This is a genomic window from Microbacterium sp. MMO-10, from assembly GCF_037148715.1.
Taxonomy (GTDB): Bacteria; Actinomycetota; Actinomycetes; order Actinomycetales; family Microbacteriaceae; genus Microbacterium.
In genome coordinates this window covers 111,301-129,815 of sequence record NZ_JBBCSV010000001.1, presented here as the reverse complement: position 1 = coordinate 129,815, position 18,515 = coordinate 111,301, and the positions used below count along the sequence as shown (strand labels likewise).

Annotated in this window: 12 protein-coding genes and 1 pseudogene; 6 read left to right on the top strand and 7 right to left on the bottom strand. The window is 72.6% G+C overall.

All coding sequences use genetic code 11. The features are described 5' to 3' along the window. Positions 1-60: 60 nt before the first annotated feature. The 4 genes and pseudogenes from WFJ17_RS00525 to WFJ17_RS00510 form a co-directional block, all read right to left on the bottom strand. Positions 61-1,779 (bottom strand): molybdopterin-dependent oxidoreductase, encoded by a 1,719-nt coding sequence (locus WFJ17_RS00525; protein ID WP_336647370.1) that lies wholly within the window; start codon positions 1,777-1,779, stop codon positions 61-63. Between the two features lie 69 nt (positions 1,780-1,848). Beyond that, on the bottom strand, positions 1,849-3,114 hold the full coding sequence (locus WFJ17_RS00520; RefSeq protein WP_336647369.1) for a multidrug effflux MFS transporter: 1,266 nt from the start codon (positions 3,112-3,114) through the stop codon (positions 1,849-1,851). Positions 3,115-3,461: 347 nt separating this feature from the next. Then, positions 3,462-4,712 (bottom strand): annotated as a pseudogene (locus tag WFJ17_RS00515) (MFS transporter); the annotation flags it as partial. Between the two features lie 5 nt (positions 4,713-4,717). Further along, positions 4,718-5,164 carry a MarR family winged helix-turn-helix transcriptional regulator gene (locus WFJ17_RS00510; protein WP_251442452.1) on the bottom strand — a complete coding sequence of 149 codons (447 nt, stop codon included), beginning with the start codon at positions 5,162-5,164 and terminating at the stop codon, positions 4,718-4,720. A 159-nt stretch (positions 5,165-5,323) separates the two neighbouring features. Here WFJ17_RS00510 and WFJ17_RS00505 point away from each other — a divergent pair, with 159 nt between their 5' ends. From WFJ17_RS00505 to WFJ17_RS00490, 4 genes are all read left to right on the top strand, one after another. Then, the gene (locus WFJ17_RS00505; protein ID WP_292887565.1) at positions 5,324-6,085 is read left to right on the top strand and encodes a copper homeostasis protein CutC; all 762 of its coding nucleotides are present in this window, start codon (positions 5,324-5,326) and stop codon (positions 6,083-6,085) included. Positions 6,086-6,156: 71 nt separating this feature from the next. Beyond that, positions 6,157-7,026, top strand: a complete 870-nt coding sequence (locus WFJ17_RS00500) for an alpha/beta fold hydrolase (RefSeq protein ID WP_336647368.1) — start codon at positions 6,157-6,159, stop codon at positions 7,024-7,026. 193 nt (positions 7,027-7,219) lie between these two features. Then, positions 7,220-8,269 carry a lipoate--protein ligase family protein gene (locus WFJ17_RS00495; RefSeq protein WP_251442441.1) on the top strand — a complete coding sequence of 350 codons (1,050 nt, stop codon included), beginning with the start codon at positions 7,220-7,222 and terminating at the stop codon, positions 8,267-8,269. 248 nt (positions 8,270-8,517) lie between these two features. After that, positions 8,518-9,444 carry a DNA-methyltransferase gene (locus tag WFJ17_RS00490; protein WP_251444335.1) on the top strand — a complete coding sequence of 309 codons (927 nt, stop codon included), beginning with the start codon at positions 8,518-8,520 and terminating at the stop codon, positions 9,442-9,444. A gap of 388 nt (positions 9,445-9,832) precedes the next feature. Here WFJ17_RS00490 and WFJ17_RS00485 read toward each other — a convergent pair whose 3' ends face one another. Beyond that, positions 9,833-10,720 (bottom strand): LysR family transcriptional regulator, encoded by an 888-nt coding sequence (locus WFJ17_RS00485; RefSeq protein ID WP_336647367.1) that lies wholly within the window; start codon positions 10,718-10,720, stop codon positions 9,833-9,835. 464 nt (positions 10,721-11,184) lie between these two features. On the opposite strand from WFJ17_RS00485, the gene WFJ17_RS00480 reads away from it, so the two are divergent. After that, complete coding sequence (locus WFJ17_RS00480) at positions 11,185-14,661, top strand: bifunctional proline dehydrogenase/L-glutamate gamma-semialdehyde dehydrogenase (RefSeq protein ID WP_336647366.1); 3,477 nt, start codon at positions 11,185-11,187, stop codon at positions 14,659-14,661. Between the two features lie 189 nt (positions 14,662-14,850). Here WFJ17_RS00480 and WFJ17_RS00475 read toward each other — a convergent pair whose 3' ends face one another. Together WFJ17_RS00475 and WFJ17_RS00470 are read right to left on the bottom strand one after the other, a co-directional pair. Beyond that, on the bottom strand, positions 14,851-16,326 hold the full coding sequence (locus WFJ17_RS00475) for a carboxylesterase/lipase family protein (protein ID WP_251447999.1): 1,476 nt from the start codon (positions 16,324-16,326) through the stop codon (positions 14,851-14,853). Between the two features lie 136 nt (positions 16,327-16,462). Continuing rightward, positions 16,463-17,029: a TetR/AcrR family transcriptional regulator gene (locus tag WFJ17_RS00470; RefSeq protein WP_251447997.1), complete on the bottom strand. Its 567-nt coding sequence runs from the start codon at positions 17,027-17,029 to the stop codon at positions 16,463-16,465. A 164-nt stretch (positions 17,030-17,193) separates the two neighbouring features. Here WFJ17_RS00470 and WFJ17_RS00465 point away from each other — a divergent pair, with 164 nt between their 5' ends. After that, positions 17,194-18,501, top strand: coding sequence for an MFS transporter (locus tag WFJ17_RS00465; RefSeq protein ID WP_336647365.1), 1,308 nt, complete (start codon positions 17,194-17,196; stop codon positions 18,499-18,501). Positions 18,502-18,515 lie beyond the last annotated feature (14 nt).

Genomic DNA, 18,515 nt, shown 5'->3' with positions numbered 1-18,515 from the left:
ATGCTACGCCGATTTCACAAATTCGTGAAGGAAGTGAAGCGCATGGATTCCGTGAGGATCTCAGGCGTTCACCGAGACGCCGATCGTGTGCCAGCCGGTCGCGCCGTCGGGAGCCGGGGGAGCGACATCCGCGGTCTGCGCCGTGCCGTCCGCACCCGTCGCCCGGCAGCGGAGGGTGTGCTGTCCTGCGGTCGCGGCCCACGGGAGGCGCCACTGCACCCAGGTGTCGGCCGAGATAGCGGGCGCGAGCTCGGCGCGCTGCCACGGACCGTCGTCGATCTGCACCTCGACGGCGGAGACGCCGGCGTGCGGCTGCCAGGCGACGCCGGCGATCACGGTGTCCCCGGCCCGGAGCGCGCGGCCGGACTTCGGCACGTCGATGCGCGATTCGAGCTTGACGGGGCCGCGCGCCGACCAGCCGCGAGCGGTCCAGTACGCCGTGGCGCGGTCGAATCGGGTGACCTCGAGATCGGTGACCCACTTCGTCGCCGAGACGTAGCCGTACAACCCGGGCACCACCATGCGCACCGGGAACCCGTGCTCGATCGGCAGCGGCCGGCCGTTCATGCCGATGGCGAGCAGCGCGTTCCGGTCGTCGGTCAGGGCCTCGATCGGGGTGCCCGCCGTGAAGCCGTCGACCGAGGTGGACAGCACCATGTCGGCGTCGGCGGCGGGCTGCGCCTTCGCGAGCAGCTCGCGGATCGGGTAGCCGAGCCACACGGCGTTGCCGATGAGGTCGCCGCCGACGTCGTTCGACACGCACGACAGGGTCGCCGCCGCTTCGACGAGCGGCAGCGCGAGCAGCTCGTCCCAGGTGAGCGTGACCTCGTGCGCGACGAGGCCGTGGATGCGCAGCCGCCACTGCGCCGGATCCACCTGCGGCACGACGAGGGCGGTGTCGATGCGGTAGAAGTCGGCGTTCGGCGTGATCAGCGGGCTGATCCCGTCGACCTTCAGGGCGGCGCCGGCGGGGATCGGCGCGGCGGCCACGGCCGGCTTCGGCAGGCGGAGCGCCGTGCGCACGGCGGTCACGGCGACGGATCCGGCCCGGCCCGCCGTCGCCGCGACCGTCGCGAGGATCCCGACCGCGGCGGCCCCGGCGGTCCAGGCGAGGAAGCGCCGGCGGGTGGGACCGTCCGCTGCCGGGGCGGCGGCCACGGGCGGCGGGGCTGCGGACTGCGGGGCGGTGGATCGCGGGGCTGCTGACGGTGGGGCGGCGGAGCGCGGGGTTGCTGACGGCGGGGAGGTGGGCTGCGGGGCGGTGGACCGCGAGACCGAACCTGCGTCCCGAGACAGCGGTTCTGTCGCGCGGTCTCGGGACTCAGGTTCGGTTTCGCGGTCGGGGAGCCGTCGCACGAGGGCGCGCACGACGAGTGCGGCGACGATGCCGGCCACCAGCGCGGGCAGCCAGGACAGCGGGGCGGCGTCGGCGCGCAGCGGGGCGAGTACCGCGACGGCGGCGCCCAGCGCCAGGAATCCGGCGACCCCGACCCCGCGGAAGCGTCGCTGCAGGAGCCCGAGGGCGCCGGCTGCGGCGAGCAGCACGAGGGCGATCCCGGTGAGCAGAGCCGCCTTGTCCCCGGTGCCGAACCACGCGATCGCCGTGTCCTTCGCCCACGCGGGCGCGCCGTCGATGAGGAACCCGCCGACGACGGCGAACGGACTCGACGACGGCGCGAGCAGCGTCGCGGCGAGCTCGCCGGCGCCGATGCCGAGCAGAGCCGCCGCGACGCCGGCCGCGGCAGCCGGCAGTCTGTCGCGCGACGCGGATCCGGTCATGTCCTCAGAGTAGGAACCCTCGCGGCGCACGGCTCGGGAAGATCACGGATTCGTAAGAAGTTCGCGGCATCAGCTTCGCGCACGCGTGATGCGTCCGGTCGCAGCGAGCAGCACGAGCGCGGACGCGAAAGCGATCAGCATCGTCGCGCCCATGAGCGCGGCCGACACCCCGGTCCCTGACAGCAGCGGCGGCAGGAGCGCACCCAGCAGGGCGGCGAGCGTGCCGAGCACGGCCGAGGCGGATCCGGCTCCGCGCGTGATGCGGGACAGGGCGAGCGCGGTCAGCGTGGGGTTGTTCACGCCGTGCAGGCCGACGAGCACGAAGAGCGGCGCGAGCAGCCAGGGCAGCGGGCTGTGCAGCAGGGCGCTCAGCAGGACGGCCGCGGCCGCCGCGGTGCCGATCGAGAGCGAGGTCAGCACGATGCGGCGGCCGTCGATGCGGTGCTCGCCGGCGGTCCCCGCGGCTGCGCCCCCGAGGGTGCGCGCGGGGCGCGGAGGTCGACGCGCGAGGCGGCGGCTGATCCACGCGCCGAGCACGATGCCCGCGGAGTTCATCGCGAAGATGAGCGCGAAGCCCTGCGCGTCGACGCCGTACTGGTTCTGCAGGACGAACGAGGACATCTGCAGATAGGCGAAGAATCCGGCCGAGGCCAGGCCCAGGGTGAGGGCGAACACCAGGAACGGCCCGTTGCCGAGGGCCGCGCCGATCCCGCGCAGATCGTTGCCGAGCCCGCCCGTGGTCCGCTCGGCGACCGGGTGCGTCTCGGGCACGTACAGCGCCGCCGTGAGCAGCAGCACGGCGCCGATCACGCCCAGGGCGACGAAGAGGCCGCGCCAGTCGGTGAACGTCAGCAGCGCGCCGCCGAGCAGCGGCGCGAGCACCGGCGCCGCCCCCGAGATCGCCGTGAGCGTGGCGAACCCGGCCGTCGCCGCGGGGCCCTTGAACACGTCGTGCACGACTGCGCGGGCGATCGCCATCCCGGCGGCACCGCAGAGCCCCTGCAGCAGGCGGACCAGGATGAGCAGCTCGATCGACGGCGAGAACGCGCACGCGATCGAGGCGACCACGAACCCGCCGACGGCCCAGAGCAGCGGCAGGCGGCGTCCGTAGCGGTCGCTGATCGGCCCCCACAGCAGCTGGCCTAGGGCGAGCCCGATCAAGCAGGCGCTCATCGTCACCTGCGCGAGCGCCTCGGTCGTGTGCAGGTCGCGGCCGAGCTGGGGGAGCGCCGGGATGTACAGGTCCATCGAGAGCGGCCCGAACGCCGAGAGCGCGCCGAGCGCGGGCAGCAGCGAACGGCGGGCGCGGGCCTCCTCGGCGGCGGCGCCGCTCACGCGCCGTCGCCCGATCCGGTGCGCGGCGGCTCGGTCGCGCGGTTGAAGCGCGGGTCTTCGGCGCGCGGCGCTTCGGCCCGCGGCGCTTCGGTGCGCGGCGGCTCGGTCGCGCGGTTGGAGCGCGGGTCATCGGCGCGCGGCGCTTCGGCCCGCGGGGGCTCGGCCCGCGGGGCTTCTGCGCGCGCGGGCTCGGCACGCGGGGCTTCTGCGCGCGCGGGCTCGGTGCGCGGGTTCTCCGCACGCGGGGGCTCCGTGAGTGGGGCTTCGGTGCGCGGCGCCTCCGGCTCCGTGCGGATGGGCGTGCTCGCGCTGGTGATCGGCGGGGTCACCGCGCGCTGCATGGCCTCGACCACCCGCACGGGACGGGTCTCGTCCAGCGACAGCAGGAACCGCGCGTCCTCCCGGCGGTGCAGCCGGCCCGAATGCATCATCCACCCCGCGCCGATCGCGAAGGCCGCGAGGCCGGCGGCGCCGCCTACGGAGATCGCCGCGCGCGGTCCGAACGCGTCGGCGACCCAGCCGGCGATGGGGGCGCCGATCGGGGTCGCGCCCATCACGACCGCCATGTAGAGCGCGAGCACCCGGCCGCGCAGGGCGGGATCCGTGGTGGTCTGCACGTACCCGTTCGCGGTGGTGAGCATGGTGACCGTGGAGAAGCCGACGAAGACGAGGGTGATCGCGTACGAGACGTACGTCGGCATCTGCGCCGACACGAGCGACGCGACGCCGAAACCGCCGGCCGCGAGCATGAGCACCCGCACCCTCGCCCGGTCGCGGCGCGCAGCCAGCAGCGCGCCGGTGAGGGATCCGATCGCGAGCACCGAACTCAGCACGCCGTAGCCGTCGGCCTGCTTGTGGAACTCCAGCGCCATGGTCGACGCGAAGATCGGGAAGTTCATGCCGAAGGCGCCGATGAGGAACACCATCACGAACACGACCATGAGATCGGGCCTGCTGCGCACGTAGCGCAGGCCCACCATGAGCCCTCCGGCCCGGGGGTTCTTCGGGCGGGGCATCAGCTCGCGGGTGCGGATGAGCATCAGGGCGACGATCATCGCCAGGAACGTCGCCGCGTTCGCGACGAACACCCAGCCGGATCCGAGGGCGACGATCGCGAGTCCGCCGACGGCCGGACCGATCAGCCGGGCCATGTTGAAGGAGGCGGAGTTCAGCGCCACGGCGTTCGAGGCGTTCTCCATCGAGACCATGTCGGAGACGAAGGCCTGCCGAGCGGGGGCGTCGAACGCGTTCGCGACGCCGAAGCACGCCGCGAAGACGAGCATGAGCGGCAGCGTCATCACGTGCGTGAGCAGCAGGCCCGCCACGCACAGCGCGAGCACCATGAGCGTCGTCTGCGTGACGAGCAGGATGCGCCGCCGGTCGAAGCGGTCGGCCACGCGGCCGGTGAGGCCGACGAGCACGAGGGGTGGCCCGAACTGCAGGGCCATCGTGGCGCCCATGGCCGTGGCGTCGTTGTGCGTGAGCTCGGTCAGCACCACCCAGTCCTGGGCGGTGGACTGCATCCACCCGCCGATGTTGGAGACGATCGCCCCGAAGAACCAGATCCGGTAGTTGAACGCCCCGAACGAGCGGAACATCTGGCTCACAGCTCGGCCAGCTTCCGCATCAGGATGCTGGCTTCGTGCAGCACGCCCAGCTCGTCCTCGGTGAGATCGAGCTCCGTGATCTCGGCCATGATCAGCTGCGTGCGCCGCTCGAAGGTCTCGGCCACGACGCTCTCGCCTGCGGGAGTGATCTCGACGTGCACGCGCCGGCGATCCTGGTCGTCGGGGATCCGCACCGCGTACCCGTGTTCCTCGAGGCCGGTGACGAGCGCGCTCATGGTCGGCGCCGTGACGCGCTCGCGGTCGGCGAGGGCGGTCAGGGAGTGTCTGCCGTGGGCGCGGAGTGCGGCGAGCACGGCGAGCTGGGCGTCACTCATCGCGGCGTTGCGGCTGTCCACGGCGCGCACGGAGCGCAGGCGGCGGGCGAGCCGGAACGTGGCGAGACGCAGTTCGGTCGCGGTCTCGTGAAGTCTCTCGGCATCCATTGCTTAGATAGCCTAACTAAGTATTCTCCCTCGTGGGCTCGGACCGGGGGAGTGCTCGCCGGATCCGGGTCGAATGCGGGGATCCGATGTTCCGAAAGATGCCGAACAAATCGCGGCGCGTCCGTTCCGCTCGTGCGGTCCGCCCGTGACAATGGACGAATGCCCCTCGCGCTCGAAGTCGCCGTCCAGGATGCCGCCGGAGTGCGCGTCGCCCGCGAGATCGGCGCTCGCCGCGTCGAGCTGACGCAGGGGCTCGCACTCGGCGGTCTGACGCCCTCGCCGGCGACGCTCGAGCTCGCGGTCGAGGAGGCGGCGCACGGCGGTCCCGAGGTGCACGTGCTCGTGCGTCCGAGAGCCGGCGGGTTCCACTACGACGCGGACGAGCTCGCGACCGCCGTGCGCGACGTGCGGTGGATGCTCGCCCACGGCGCGACCGGCGTCGTGATCGGCGCGCAGGCGGCCGATGGGGAGCTCGACGTCGACGCCCTGGCGCGGCTGCGGGATGCGGCCCGCGACGTGCGCGCCGAGGCGGCGGTCACCCTGCATCGGGCCATCGACGTGACCCCGGATCCGCTGGCGGGCCTCCGGCACGCGGTCTCCCTGGGCCTCACCCGGGTGCTGACCTCGGGCGGCGCCTCGGCCGCACAGGATGGAGCGGACCTGCTGCGCGCCCTGGTCGCGACCGCCGGCGGCCGCATCGAGGTGATGGCCGGCAGCGGCATCACCGCGGCGAACGCGGCGGAGATCGCGGCGACCGGCGTCGATGCGCTGCACTTCTCCGCCAAGCGCACGGTCGCGGCCTCGGGATCCGTGCGGATGGGATCCGCGGCCGACGACGGCGGCGGCCACGAGGTGACCGACCTCGAGGAGGCCCGCGCCGTCTGCGCCGCGCTCGGGCTCGGAGCGCCTCAGCGGCTCTGACCGCGGGGCTCGGGCCGCGTCATCTGCGGACCCGATGCGGCGTGCGGCAGCCGGATCCGTAGACTCGGGGCATGGCTGAGTCCCGCACCGCCGAGTTCATCGACGCACACGGCATCGCGATCGTCTACGACGTCCACCCCGCCACCTCCGGCGTCACCCCACGGGGAGTCGTGCAGCTGCTGCACGGCGTCGGCGAGCACGCGGGCCGCTACGGTGCGGTGATCGCCGAGCTCACGGCGGCCGGCTTCACGGTCTATGCCGACGACCATCGCGGCCACGGGCGCACGGGCATGAAGCAGCACGGCGTCGCGGCGAAGCTGGGGCGGCTCGGCCCCGGCGGCATGCGCGCGGTCGTGGCCGACGAATGGCAGCTGACCGAGCTCATCCGTGCGGAGAACCCCGGGCTGCCGCTCGTGCTGCTCGGTCACTCCTGGGGATCCTTCCTCGCCCAGATGGTGCTCAACGCGCATCCCGACGCCTACGACGCGGTGATCCTCACCGGATCCGCCCACCGCACCCCGACCGACCTCAACTCGATGCCGCTGAACGCGCGGTGGAAGGGGCCGGACGCCCACGGGCTCGAGTGGCTCACGCGCGACCCCGCGGTGTGGGAGGCGTTCCGCGCCGACCCGCTGACGACCGAGGTGCCGCTGCTGAAGCTGTTCGGGCCGATCGAGGCCGCGCGGCTGTACGGGCGGCCCGGCAAGGACTTCCCGAAAGACGTGCCCGTGCTGCTCATGGTCGGCCGCGACGACCCGGTCGGCGGGCCGCGCAGCGTGCACCGTCTCGCCGACGACTACCGCAACCGGTCGGGGCTCACCGATGTGACGACGCTCGTCTACCCCGATGCGCGCCACGAGATCTTCAACGAGCTGCAGCAGGCCGAGGTGCGCGCCGACCTGCTCGCCTGGCTCGACAAGCACGTGCCGCCGCGCGACTGAGGCAGCTCCCCACCCGGGCTCTTCTGCAGGGACCTTCGGCGTTCTGCAGGGGCGTCGCCCGGAAATCCTCGCCGTTCCGCGGGTCGAGACTCCGTCTCGGCCGTCCGGCCCTGCACAACGCCTCGGCCTCCCTGCAGAACGGCCGGAGCTCCGGCACGCCGCCGCTCGCCGTGCCGCCGCGTAGGCTGGACCGGTGCACGGTGAGTACAAGGTTCCTGGCGGCAAGCTCGTCGTCGTCGACTTCGAGGTGACGGACGGCGCGATCGCCGGCTTCCGGCTGGCGGGCGACTTCTTCCTCGAGCCGGACGACGCGCTCGACGACATCAACGCCGCCGTCACCGGCCTGCCTGTGGAGACCGACGCCTCGGCCATCGCCGCCGCGGTGCGTGCGGCGCTCCCCGAGGGGGCGCAGCTGCTGGGCCTCACGCCCGAGGCCGTGGGCACCGCCGTCCGCCGCGCTCTGGTGACCGCGCCCGGCTGGCGCGACTTCGACTGGGAGATCCTGCACGAGAAGGCGGTCTCCCCGCGCATGAACCTCGCGCTCGACGAGGTGCTCACCACCCGCGTCGGCGAGGGCCGGCGCCGTCCGACCCTGCGGATCTGGGAGTGGGACGAGTCCGCGGTCGTGATCGGATCCTTCCAGTCCTACCGCAACGAGGTGGATCCGGAAGGGGCGGCGAAGCACGGCTTCGACGTCGTGCGCCGGATCTCCGGCGGCGGCGCGATGATGATGGCCGCCGGCCAGATCATCACCTACTCGCTCTACGTGCCCGCGTCGCTCGTACAGGGGATGACCTTCGCCGACTCCTACGCGTTCCTCGACGACTGGGTGCTGCAGGCCCTGCGCTCGCTCGGCATCGACGCCGTTTACCAGCCGCTCAACGACATCGCCGGCCCCAGCGGCAAGATCGGCGGCGCCGCGCAGAAGCGGCTGGCCAACGGCGGAGTGCTGCACCACGCCACGCTCTCGTACGACATCGACGGTCAGATGATGACCGAGGTGCTGCGCATCGGACGCGAGAAGCTCAGCGACAAGGGCACGGCGTCGGCGGCCAAGCGGGTGGATCCGCTGCGCAGTCAGACAGGTCTCAGCCGCGCCGAGATCATCGAGCGCTTCAAGGGCACGTTCCGCTCGCTCACGGGCGCCGAGGACGGCACGATCTCCGCCGACGAGTACGCGGCCGCGGAGGAGCTCGTGCGCACGAAGTTCGCCACCGAGGCGTGGCTGCACCGGGTCCCGTGAGCCCGGTCGCCGAGGGGGTGTCCCCGGGCCGGAGGACGACGTCGGATCCGGTCGCCGAGCAGGTCGAGGCGCCCGGGGCCGAGGCCGCGCCTGGGTCGCGCGGTGCCGCGCCGGCGCCGGGGGCCGTCGAGCCCGCGCCGGGGTCGCCCGGGTCGCCGGGCGCCGCGCCGGGGCCGGGGGCCGTCGAGCCCGCGCCGGGGTCGCCCGGGTCGCCGGGGTCGCCCGGGGTCGCGCCGGGGGCCGTCGAGATCGTGCACGGGGAGGCGCTCGACGTCGCCCGCACCCTTCCGGACTCCGCGTTCACGCTGATCTACCTGGATCCGCCGTTCAACACCGGCCGCACGCAGGAGCGGCACGCCGTCTCGAGCCGTCGTGCCGACCGTCCGGCTGGCACAACGCAGGAGATGCCGGATGCCGGCGATCCTGGACCCGCGGAATTACGCGGGACGAACACCGACGACACACCGGATCTCCTGCGTTCTGTACCGGGGCGTGAGGTGAACCACGGCTTCCACGGGCACCGCTACGAGCGCGTGCGCGAGCTGCTGCACGCCTACGACGACCGCTTCGACGACTATGGCGACTTCCTCATGCCGCGGCTCGAGGAGGCCTGGCGGCTGCTCGCCGACGACGGCACGCTGTACCTGCACCTCGACTACCGCGAGGCGCACTACGCAAAGGTCATGCTCGACGCCGTGTTCGGTCGGGACTGCTTCCTGAACGAGATCATCTGGGCCTACGACTACGGAGCCAAGCCGCGCACGCGCTGGCCCACCAAGCACGACACGATCCTCGTCTACGTGAAGACCCCGGGTGCGCACGTGTTCAACGTCGACGACATCGAGCGCGAGCCGTACATGGCGCCGAGCCTGGTCAGCGCCGCCAAACGCGAACGCGGCAAGCTCCCCACCGACGTGTGGTGGCACACGATCGTGCCGACCACGGGGCGGGAGAAGACCGGCTACCCCACGCAGAAGCCGGAGGGGATCCTGCGCCGCATCGTGCAGGCGTCCAGCCGGCCCGGCGATCGGGTGCTGGACCTGTTCGCGGGATCCGGCACCGCGGGCGCCGTCGCCGCGGCGCTCGGCCGCGACGCCCTGCTCGTCGACGTGAGCGCGGAGGCGGTGCGCGTGATGCGCCAGCGGATCCCGCACGCGACGGTGCGCGAAGGCTGAGCGGCCCGCTCGCGGGACGCCGCGGGGCTGCGCGCGCTGTCACGATCGGCACACCGTGCGACGATCGGCACACCGTGCGACGATCGGCACACGGATGCGGACCGGATCTGTGCCGATCGTCACAGGGTGTGCGGATCGTCGCACGGTGCAGGGTTTGGGTCCCCGGCTCGGACTGCGCGCGCGGCTGAGCGGCTCGCTCGCGGGGGAGCGACCCGGACCCGCGGCGCGCGTCGACCCGGTATTGGAGCCGCGCCACGACCCGCCGCGCGCTGAATCGCGCGCGCCGCGCCCCGACCCGGCGCCCCGACCCAGCGTCGGAGTCGCGCCCCGAACCGGCGCCCCGACCCGTCCGGGCGTCCCGACCGACCCGGCGCCCGTCCCGGCGGGGTCAGCGACGGGGGCGGTGCTGGGCGAACGCGCCGGCCAGGGCGGCGTGGACGGCCGCGATCGCCTCGGACCCGCGTGTCGACTCGCGCACCGCGGTGAACACCTCGCGCACGGGGGATCCGGGAAGGTCGGTCAGCACCACCGGCGGCGGGACATCGCCCCAGATCAGGTCGGGCAGCATCCCGACCGCGTGCCCGGCTTCGATGAGCCGCACGTGCGCGGTCAGGTCGGCCGCCTCGAAGCGCACGTCGGGCTCGAACCCGGCCGCACGGCACTGCTGCACCGCCCATTGCCGCGCGGCGGATCCGACCGGCTCCATGACCCAGGGCCGGTCTCGCAGCAGCGCGAGGGGGAGGGGGTCCTCGCCAGGCGGGAGCACGAGCCGGATCGGATCCTCGCCGATCAGCTCGTGCACGTTGCCGGCGTGACGCTCCCGGGTGTGACCCGGGTACTGCTCCGCGATGACGAGGTCGAAGCGGCGCGCGGTCAGCTCGAACAGGCCCTCCTCGGGCGGCGCCTCGGTCATCTCGACGCGTAGATGCGGGTGCGTCGCGGCGACGGCGGTGAGCGCGGCGGGCACGATCGTCTCGGCGGCGGTCGGCATGGCGCTGATCCGGACGGCCTCCGCGGGCACCTGGGCGAGCAGCTGCCGGGCCTGCTCGTCGAGCTCGAGCGCGCGGGCGGCGTGCGCGGCGAGGACCCGGCCCTCGGCGGTCAGCCTGATCCGCCGTCCGTCCGGTTCGAGCAGGGGGACGCCCGCCTCCCGCTCCAACAGGGCGAGCTGCTGCGAGACCGTGGACGGGCTGTACGCGAGTGAGTGCGCGACCTCGGCGATCGTGCCGCGCAGCGCGAACTCGTGCAGCAGCCGCAGCCTCCGCAGTTCGAACATGGCGGTCCCCTTCCGCGCGCGTCTCCGCGGCGCCGTTGCGCCCGATGATCGTCCGCGAAACCGAACCTGCGTCACGAGACCGACGGGGAGATCGGCGGTCTCGGAACGGAAGTTCGGTCTCGCGGGCAGTGCGGGCAAATCATTCGTTAGAACCGAATGATATCCGGCGCGAATGATCGCTTTTCCTGCAGAGAGATCGGATCCATGCTGGGAGCAGCCCCGCGCGCGTGCGCGATCGACCTGCGCGCGTGCGCGACACCCCGCCACGGCACCGAACCCCCGCCACGGCACCGAACCCCCCGCCACAGCACCGAACCCACCGCCACGGCACCGAACCCCCGCCACGGCACCGAATCCCCCGCCAGGGCACCGAATCCCCCGCCAGGGCACCGAACCCCCGCCACGGCACCGAACCCCCGCCACGGCACCGAACCCACGCCACGGCACCGAACCCACGAGGAACCATGACCGCGAACGAAAGCCCCGTCGGCACCGCAGCCGGCATCGACGATCTCTCCGCCCTCGCCGACGACGCCGTCGCCCTCGTCAGGAAGTGGCTCGTGGAGAGCCGCGAGGTGCCCGTCGATGCGGCCGGTCAGCGTCTCGCCGGCGTGCTGCGCGACCCCAACGGCCTCGACTTCACGGTGGGCTTCGTCGACGGCGTCGTGCGCCCGGAGGATCTCAAGGTCGCCGCCGCCAAGCTCACCGAGCTCGTCCCGCTGACCCCCGGCTTCCTGCCCGCCCCGATGAAGGGCGCGATCGGTCTCGGCGGATTCGCCGCCGGCATGGTCCCCGGCATCGTCGTGCCCGCCGCCCGCACCGTGCTGCGCCAGATGGTGCGCCACCTCATCGTCGACGCCCGCGACGAGAAGCTCGGCAAGGCCATCGCGCACATCCGCGACACCCAGGGCGTGAAGCTCAACATCAACCTGCTCGGCGAGGCGATCCTCGGCCGCGAGGAGGCAGCGCGCCGCCTGGAGGGCACCCGCCGTCTGCTCGAGCGCGACGACGTCGACTACGTCTCGATCAAGGTGTCCTCGACCGTCGCCCCGCACAGCCCGTGGGCGTTCGACGCCGCCGTGGCCGACGCCGCCGAGGCGCTCCTACCGCTCTACCGGATCGCTCTGAAGGGCATGCCAGACGGATCCGCGAAGTTCATCAACCTCGACATGGAGGAGTTCAAGGATCTCGACCTCACGATCGCGGTCTTCACGGACATCCTCGACCGCCCCGAGTTCAAGACCCTCGAGGCGGGCATCGTGCTGCAGGCCTACCTGCCCGACGCCCTCGGCGCCATGATCCGCCTGCAGGAGTGGGCGGCGAAGCGCGTGGCCGACGGCGGGGCGCCGATCAAGGTGCGGGTCGTCAAGGGCGCCAACCTGCCCATGGAGACCGTCGATGCCGAGTCGCACGGCTGGCCGCTCGCCACCTGGTCGACCAAGCAGCAGTCCGACGCCTCGTACAAGGCCGTGCTGGAGTACGCGCTGCGCCCCGAGCACGTGGCCAACCTGCGGATCGGCGTCGCGGGCCACAACCTCTTCGACATCGCCCTGGCGTGGCTGCTGGCCTCGAAACGCGGCGTGACCGAGGGCATCGAGTTCGAGATGCTGCTCGGCATGGCCTCGGCTCAGGCGCAGGTCGTCAAGCGCACGGTCGGATCCCTGCTGCTCTACACGCCGGTCGTGCACCCGGACGAGTTCGACGTGGCGATCGCGTACCTCATCCGCCGCCTGGAGGAGGGGGCGTCGCAGGAGAACTTCATGTCGGCAGTCTTCGACCTCGACGCGGACCCGAAGCTCTTCGAGCGTGAGAAGGAGCGCTTCCTCGCCTCCGTGCGCGCGGTGCCGACCGAGGTGCCCGGCACGAACCGCGTCCAGGACCGCACCGCGCCGGCCGCCCCCGGTCTCACCGACGGCTTCCTGAACGCCCCCGACACCGACCCGTCTCTCGCGGCGAACCGCGCCTGGGGCGACGCGATCCGCGCGCGCATGGCGCGCTCCGAGCTCGGCAACGCGACCGTGGCGGCGAACACCCTCGCGACCGCCGAGCAGGTCGACGCCGCGATCGCGACCGCGGTCGCCGCGGGCGAGGCCTGGCGTGCGCTCGGCGCCGAGGGACGCGCCGCGATCCTGCACAAGGCCGGCGACGTGCTCGAAGCGCGCCGCGCCGACCTGCTGGAGGTCATGGGATCCGAGGCCGGCAAGGTCATCGAGCAGGGCGACCCCGAGGTCTCCGAGGCGATCGACTTCGCGCACTACTACGCGGAGAGCGCCAAGAAGCTCGCCGACGTCGACGGCGCGACCATGCAGCCCGTGGGCCTGACGGTCGTCACCCCGCCGTGGAACTTCCCGGTCGCGATCCCGGCCGGATCCACCCTCTCCGCCCTGGCGACCGGATCCCCGGTCATCATCAAGCCCGCCCGTCAGGCCCGCCGCTCCGGCGCGGTCATGGTCGAGGCGCTGTGGGAGGCCGGCGTGCCGCGCGAGGTGCTGCAGTACGTGCAGCTCGACGGGCGCGACCTCGGCACGAAGCTCGTGAGCGACCCGGCCGTCGGCCGTGTCATCCTCACCGGCGGCTACGAGACGGCCGAGCTGTTCCGCGGCTTCCGTCAGGACCTGCCGCTGCTCGCCGAGACCAGCGGCAAGAACGCGATCATCGTGACGCCGTCGGCCGACCTCGACCTCGCCGCGAAGGACGTCGCGTACGCCGCGTTCGGTCACGCGGGGCAGAAGTGCTCCGCGGCATCGCTCGTCGTGCTCGTCGGATCCGCCGCGAAGTCGGAGCGGTTCCGCCGCCAGCTCGTCGACGCGGTCCGCGCCTACGACGTGGGCTCGCCGGAGGACGGCTCGAACCGCATCGGCCCGCTCATCGGCCCGGCCGAGGGGAAGCTGCTCGGCGCGCTCACCACGCTGCACGCGGGCGAGAGCTGGCTGCTGAAGCCCGAGAAGCTCGACGACGCCGGCCAGCTCTGGCGCCCCGGCATCCGCGACGGCGTGAAGCGCGGATCCGAGTTCCACCGCGTCGAGTACTTCGGCCCGGTGCTCGGCATCATGACCGCCGGCTCCCTCGACGAGGCGATCGACATCGTCAACGACATCGACTACGGACTCACCTCGGGCCTGCACTCCCTGGACGAGGACGAGATCCAGACGTGGCTCGCCGCCATCCAGGCCGGGAACGTCTACGTCAACCGTGGCACCACCGGCGCGATCGTGCAGCGTCAGCCGTTCGGCGGCTGGAAGAAGGCCGCCGTCGGTGCCGGATCCAAGGCTGGGGGCCCGAACTACCTCGTCGGCCTCTCGGAGTGGACCGACGCCCCCGTCGCATCGACGTGCGAGCTCGATGCGCTCGCGACCGGTGCCGTGGGCGCGCTCGCCGCCGCCGGCGACGCGGACGCCGACATCGCGTGGCTGCGCGGCGCGCTGGCCACCGACATCGACGCCTGGGCCGACGAGTTCGGCGTGGTGCGCGACGCCACCGGCCTCGTGACCGAGCAGAACGCGCTGCGCTACCAGGCCGTGCCGGTCACGGTGCGCTTCGAGGGTTCGCGGATCGCCGAACTGATCCGCGTGGTCGCCGCCGGTCGCCGTGCCCGCGCCCGCGTCACGGTCTCGACGCTCGCTCCGCTGCCCGGCGCCGTGGCCACCTGGCTCGGCACGCAGGACGTCACGGTCGCCACCGAGGACGCGAGCTCCTGGGCCGCGCACGCCCAGCGCCTCGCCGCGCGCGACGGCCGCGTGCGGCTCATCGGCGCCACCGCGGCCGAGACCGCGGCTGCCGTGAACGGCTCGCCGAGCCTCGCGCTGTACGCGAACCCGGTGGTCGCCGCCGGCCGCGTCGAGATCCTGACCTTCCTGCGCGAGCAGGCGGTCTCGGTCACGGCGCACCGCTTCGGCACGCCGCACCGCTACGAGATCCCGTTGCTGGACCCGATCGCCTGATCGGATCCGGCCCGCTCGGGCCTCGCTGAGACTCGGACCCGCCGTCCGCTCCCTGGACGGCGGGTTCGTCGTGTTCGTCGGCTCGCAATTCAGGTTGGAATGCCGATGGACGGCCCGCGGTGCCGGATGGAGACCGCGACGGCGGCTTTCAGCCTGAATTGTGCGTGAGACGAACCCGAGGGGTCCGGCTCACGCCAGCGGCAGCGCGCCGTCGTAGGCGGTGGCCGACAGTGCGGGCTCGGCCGGACCGCCGCCGAAGACGCGGGAGAGCCCCGGATCCGTGCGCCACTGCGGCCAGCCCGGGTCGCCGTCCTCGACGAACCGCGTCGCGACGGCATGCATCTCGGTCGCGAGGTGCTGCGGCGGGGTGGGGCCGGCCAGGCGCTCCACGAACGGGTCGTCGAGCACGTCGAACCAGAACGGCACGTCGAGGCAGTGGCACGACCAGCCCTTCGCGGGGGAGACCCAGGCGAAGCGGTAGGCCCAGGTGGGGGCGTCGCCCCTGGCCTGGGCGGCCCGCACCACGAGCGAGCGGAACACCCGGTCCGTCACGAACCGGCCGAGCAGCGCGGGAGTGCCGCGGCGGCGCTGCTCCCGGTTCGCGGCGAGGTAGGCGCGGCGCACGCGGCGATCCCGGCTGAGCAGGGCCAGTGCGAAGGCCGCCGGCACGAACCGCAGCACGCCGGGGGCCCGGTCCAGGGTCATCGTGAACTCGTCGTCCGTCGCGCCGAGCAGCAGCGGCTTGCCGGCGCCGATCCCTGCCTTCAGCGCCTCGACAGCGGGGCGCGGGAGGATGTCGCCGTCGATCACGGGGCCCCAGGGCAGGCCCTCGGCGAGCGGGGCGAGCAGGGCCTTGAGCCGGGTCGCGCCGAGCAGGGCCGCCTTCGGCTGCGCGCGCTGCAGGGTGCGCTCGGGTACGGTGCGGAAGCCGTCGGCGTCGGGCGCGCAGCCGAGCAGCACGCCCAGCGCCCTGGTGCGCCGCGATGCCAGATCCGGGGCGATGTCGGCGAGCGCGGGGGAGAAGGCCATCGCCGCGTGGAACAGGTGCTGCGCGCGCTCCAGCCCGAGGAGGGTGAGCACGGCCCCGCCGCCGGCCGACTGCCCGGCGATCGTCACGCGCGACGGATCCCCGCCGAAGGCCGCGATGTTGCGCTGCACCCACTCCAGGCCTGCGATCCAGTCCAGCACCCCGCGGTTGGCGGGGGCGCCGTCCATCAGCCCGAAGCCGTCGAAGCCCAGTCGGTACGAGAGAGACACGGTCACCACGCCGTCGCGGTTGAAGGCGGCGCCGTCGTACCAGGGGCTCGCCGGGGAGCCGTCGACGTAGCCGCCGCCGTGGATCCACACCATGACCGGCAGCGCGCCGTCGAGCGCCGGGGTGAAGACGTTGACGTTGAGCGTCGCGGCGCCGGGGATGCTCGGCTCGGGGATGAGGGTCTCGCCCTTGTCGCCGCGCTGGGCGGTGGGCCCGAAGGCCGTCGCGTCGCGCACGCCGGGCCAGGGCTCGGGCGGCTGCGGCGCGGCGAAGCGCCGCTCGCCGACGGGGGCCGCGGCGAACGGGATCCCGAGGAAGGCGGCCGAGGCGCCCGATGTGCCAGGACCGCCCCGCCAGAATCCGCGGACGGTCCCGGCGTCGGTCTGGGCGAGGGGCGCGTCGGCGGTCATCGGATCAGCGTATCCGGCGGTCTCCGGTGTCGAACTCCGTCGATCCGGCCGGCCTCGTCCACCGCGAGCCTCCGCGCACCCGGATCGACGGAGTTCGGAACGGGGTGCGAGGACGACCGGACTCGACCTGCCCGGCTCAGGGCTTCAGCAGGGCGAAGAACTGCTCGACGTCGGCGGCCATGTCGATGGTCGGATCCAGCATCCAGGCGTTCTGCAGCCCGTCGGCGAGCGCGTGCCCGGCGCGGATGATCCACTCCGGATCCAGGTCGGCACGGATGCGCCCCTGTGCCTGCGCCTCGAGGAACGCGGAGCGGGCGGCCGCGTGCACGCGCTCGGTGCGCTCGAGGAAGAAGGCGCGCGCAGGGTGGTCGGGGTCGGCGACCTCGGCCTGCACCTGGGTGTAGAGCTGCACGAGACCCGGCACCTCGGGGTTGTGCCGCACGACGGCGAGGAAGGCCTCGACGAAGTCGCGATCGTCGTCGCCCTCGGTGTCGCGCAGATCGCGGGCGCGCAGGATCTCGACGAAGAGCTGCTCCTTGGTGCCGAAGTAGTGCAGCAGGCCCGCCGGGCTGAGGCCCACCGCGTCGGCGATCTCACGGACCGACGCGTTGCGGTAGCCGAGCCGGCCGACGATCTCGAGCGCGGCCTCGAGGATCTCCTCGCGCTTCACGACGCCTTTCGCGTACGCCCCCCGTTTCGCCATGGAGTCAGGATATCCGTCCGTCCCGAAACGCGAACGGCCATCGGCTTATGGGCCCAAACCCTTGCAGCGTTCAGGTTTCGATGTCACAATACGAGTCGGATCCCAATCCCAAACTTTGTTCGGGATTTGGATCCGCCCCGATCCGCTCGACGAGGAGCCATCCCATGACCATCACCCCTCCCGATCCCGCCGCGGAGATCGCCCCGACCGGTCTCATCCGGGCCGCCGCTCCCGCCGCGGGGGAGCCGGCCGCAAGCCCGCCGGCGACCAAGCGGCTGCTGCCCAGCCTGCTCATCGCCTCGATGACCCTGTTCGCCACCTATGGCGGACTCATCGCGATCCTGCTGCCCACGCAGATCCTGCTGCTCGATGAGAAGCACAAGGTCGCCAACCTCGCGATCGTCACCACGACCTCCTTCGTCTTCACCCTGTTCGCGCAGCCGATCGCGGGTGCCCTCAGCGACCGCACCCGTTCGCGGTTCGGACGACGCGTGCCGTGGATGGTGCTCGGCGCGCTGGTGGGCGGCGTCCTGCTGCTCGGCATGGGGTCGCTCGCCGACCTGATGTGGATCACCGTGTTCTGGGTGGTGATCCAGGTCGCGCTGAACTTCCTTCAGGCTCCGCTCACGACCATCACCGCCGACCGGTTCCCGCGGGCGAAGCGCGGCGGAGCGAGCGCCATGATCGGTCTCGGCACGCAGCTCGGCATGACGGTCGGAGTGATGCTCGCGGTCGGTCTCGGAGGGCAGCTGGGGCTCGGCTACTCGGTCTTCGGCATCGCGGTGATCGTGGTCACCGTCCTCTTCGCGGTGGTCAACAAGGACTGGTCCTCGAAGCACGCGGAGGTCGAGCCGTTCCGCTGGGGCGCGTTCTTCCGGGGCTTCTGGATCAACCCCCGCAAGCACCCCGACTTCTTCTGGGCGTTCACCGGCCGCTTCCTGCTGATCCTCGGCTACTTCGTCGTCTCGGCGTATCAGCTGTACATCCTGACCGACTACATCAGGCTGCCGCTGCAGCAGGCCCAGGGCGCCGTGATGACCCTGACGCTCGTGGCGTTCGTCCCCACGCTGATCGCCATCGCGCTCTCCGGCTGGTGGAGCGACAAGGTGGGACGCCGCAAGGTGTTCATCTACGTCGCCACGGTCGTGATGGCCGTGGGGCTCGCCTTCCCGCTGATCATGCCGAGCATGACCGGCATGATCATCATGAGCATCGTCAACGGCGTCGGCTTCGGTCTCTACATGTCGGTGGATGCCGCTCTCATGACGGAGGTGCTGCCGAACGAGGGCACCTCGGCGGGTAAGGACCTCGGCATCCTCAACGTCGCGACCAACATCCCGCAGGCGCTGAGCGCGCCGATCGCCGCGGTCATCATCGGATCCCTCGGCGGCTATCCGGTGCTGTTCGTCTTCGCGATCGTGTTCGCCGTCCTCGGCGCCGTCGCCATCGCGCCGATCAAGTCCGTGAGATAGAAGCCCGCCCTCCC